Origin of the sequence: uncultured Amaricoccus sp. (genome assembly GCF_937858865.1) — a bacterium.
Classification (GTDB): domain Bacteria; phylum Pseudomonadota; class Alphaproteobacteria; order Rhodobacterales; family Rhodobacteraceae; genus Amaricoccus.
The window spans coordinates 1-2572 of record NZ_CALLYO010000159.1; the positions used below are offsets into that span (position 1 = coordinate 1).

Here is a 2572-nt window from a genome sequence, read left to right on the forward strand (position 1 = left end):
CACCCGCACCGACGAATACGGCGGCAGCCTCGAGAACCGCATGCGCTACCCGCTCGAGATCTTCCGCGCCGTCCGCGCCGCCTGGCCCGACGAGAAGCCGATCTCCGTCCGCATCTCCGCCAACGACTGGGTCGGCGCCGACGGCATCACCCCGGAGGATGCGGTGGAGATCGCCCGCATGCTGCAGGAGGCCGGCGTCGACATCTGCGACGTCTCGGCGGGCCAGACGAGCACGCAGGCGAAACCCGTCTACGGCCGCATGTTCCAGACCCCCTTCTCCGACCGCATCCGCAACGAGACGGGCATGGCGACCATCGCCGTCGGCAACATCTACGAGCCCGACCACGTCAACTCGATCCTGATGGCCGGCCGCGCCGACCTCGTCGCGCTCGCCCGCCCGCACCTGACCGACCCCTACTGGACGCTCCGCGCCGCCGGCACCCTCGGCGACCGAGCCGAGAAGTGGCCGCTCCCCTACCTTCCCGGCCGCAACCAGCTCTGGCGGCTGGCCGAGCGCACCGAAACCATGCTGGGCAAGGTCTGAGCCATGAGCCTCGCAGGCCGACACGCGCTCGTAACCGGCGGCAGCAGCGGCGCCGGGGCGGCGATCGCCCGGGCGCTCCTCGGCGCCGGGGCGCGGGTGACGATCGCCGGCCGCAACGCCGAGGCGCTCGCCGCGGTGGCCGGCGCCGAGATGCGCTTCGCCACCTGCGACGTGACTAGGCCCGCCGAGATCGCCGCCATGTTCGACGCCGCCGCCGCCGAATGGGGTCCGCCCGCCGTCGTCGTCGCCAACGCCGGCAGTGCCACGAGCCGCCCCTTCCTGAAGACCGGCGCCGCCGACTTCACCGCCATGGTCGAGCTCAACCTCGGCGGCGTCTTCTCGACCTGGCACGCCGCCCTGGCCCCGATGGTCGAAGCCGGCTGGGGCCGCCTGATCGCCATCGCCTCGACCGCCGGCCTCAAGGGCTATCCCTACGTCGCCGGCTACTGCGCCGCCAAGCACGGCGTCGTCGGCCTGACCCGGGCGCTGGCGCTCGAGACGGCGCGGACCGGCGTCACCGTCAACGCCATCTGCCCCGGCTACATGCTGACCCCGATGCTGGAACGATCGATCGAGACCATCATGCAGAGGACCGGCCGCTCGCGGCCCGAGGCCGAGGCGCCGCTCCTCGCCGCCAACCCGCAGGGCCGCTTCATCGAGGTGGACGAGGTGGCCGCCGCGGTCCTCTGGCTCTGCTCCGAAGGCGCCGCCTCGGTCACCGGCCAGGCGATCTCCATCTCCGGCGGCGAGACATGAGCATGATGGAACGCAGCGACCCGGCCGTCTCGAAGGCCCGCCTCCGCCTCTGGCTGCGGCTCCTCGCCGTCACCCGCATGGTCGAGGGCGAGCTGCGTGAGCGGCTGCGCGGCCTCGAGACCACCCTGCCGCGCTTCGACGTGATGGCCGCGCTCAGCCGCGCCCCGGACGGCCTGAAGATGACCGAGCTCTCGAACGTGCTGCGCGTCTCGAACGGCAACGTCACCGGCATCGTCGACCGCCTCGAGGCCGAGGGCCTCGCCGTGCGCCTGCCGGTCGAGGGCGACCGCCGCGCGATGCTCGTCCGGCTGACGCCGCAGGGCACCGCCGACTTCACCCGCCTGGCCGCCGCGCACGAGGCCTGGGTCGACCAGCTCCTCGGCGCCGTCTCCCATTGGGAGGCCGAGCACCTCATCGAGCAACTGAAGGCCGTCAGGGACGACCTGGCGCAACGGGGGACCCGAGAATGAGCCAGCCCGAGCACTTCCGCCTCGAGATCCGCGGCCGCATCGCCCGCGTCTCCCTCGACCGCCCCGACCGCAAGAACCCCCTCACCTTCGAGAGCTACGCCGCCCTGCGCGACTGGTTCCGCACCCTTCCCTATTCCGACGCCATCGACGTCGTCGTCTTCGGCTCCAACGGCGGCAACTTCTGCTCCGGCGGCGACGTCCACGACATCATCGGCCCGCTGATCGACCGCGACATGAAGGGTCTCCTCGCCTTCACCCGCATGACCGGCGACCTCGTCAAGGCGATGCTCGCCTGCACCAAGCCGATCATCGCCGCCGTCGACGGCATCTGCGTCGGCGCCGGCGCCATCGTCGCCATGGCTTCCGACGTCCGCCTCGGCACCCCCGACGCCAAGACCGCCTTCCTCTTCACCCGCGTCGGCCTCGCCGGCTGCGACATGGGCGCCTGCGCCATCCTCCCCCGCATCATCGGCCAGGGCCGCGCCGCCGAGCTCCTCTACACCGGCCGCGTCATGACCGCCGAGGAAGCCGCCGCCTGGGGCTTCTTCAACCGCCTCGTCCCGCCCGCCGACCTCGACGCCGAAGCCATGGCGCTGGCCGAGCGCATCGCCAAGGGCCCCACCTTCGCCCACATGATGACCAAGACCCAGCTCAACCAGGAATGGTCCATGGGCCTCGAGCAGGCCATCGAATCCGAAGCCCAGGCCCAGGCCATCTGCATGCAGACCGAGGACTTCGCCCGCGCCTACCACGCCTTCGTCGCGAAGGAAAAACCCGTCTTCGAGGGCAACTGATGGCCGAC

The 2572-nt window shown here is 71.7% G+C and carries 3 protein-coding genes and 1 pseudogene; all 4 read left to right on the forward strand.

Translation table 11 applies throughout. From position 1 onward, the window contains the following. Positions 1-544 (forward strand): annotated as a pseudogene (locus Q0112_RS04425) (bifunctional salicylyl-CoA 5-hydroxylase/oxidoreductase); the annotation flags it as partial. A gap of 3 nt (positions 545-547) precedes the next feature. Further along, positions 548-1300 carry an SDR family NAD(P)-dependent oxidoreductase gene (locus Q0112_RS04430; protein ID WP_297971977.1) on the forward strand — a complete coding sequence of 251 codons (753 nt, stop codon included), beginning with the start codon at positions 548-550 and terminating at the stop codon, positions 1298-1300. Beyond that, positions 1297-1770 carry a MarR family transcriptional regulator gene (locus Q0112_RS04435; RefSeq protein WP_297971979.1) on the forward strand — a complete coding sequence of 158 codons (474 nt, stop codon included), beginning with the start codon at positions 1297-1299 and terminating at the stop codon, positions 1768-1770. Before Q0112_RS04430 ends, Q0112_RS04435 begins: the two co-directional genes overlap by 4 nt. Next, positions 1767-2564, forward strand: a complete 798-nt coding sequence (locus Q0112_RS04440) for an enoyl-CoA hydratase family protein (RefSeq protein ID WP_297971981.1) — start codon at positions 1767-1769, stop codon at positions 2562-2564. Before Q0112_RS04435 ends, Q0112_RS04440 begins: the two co-directional genes overlap by 4 nt. Positions 2565-2572: the final 8 nt, after the last annotated feature.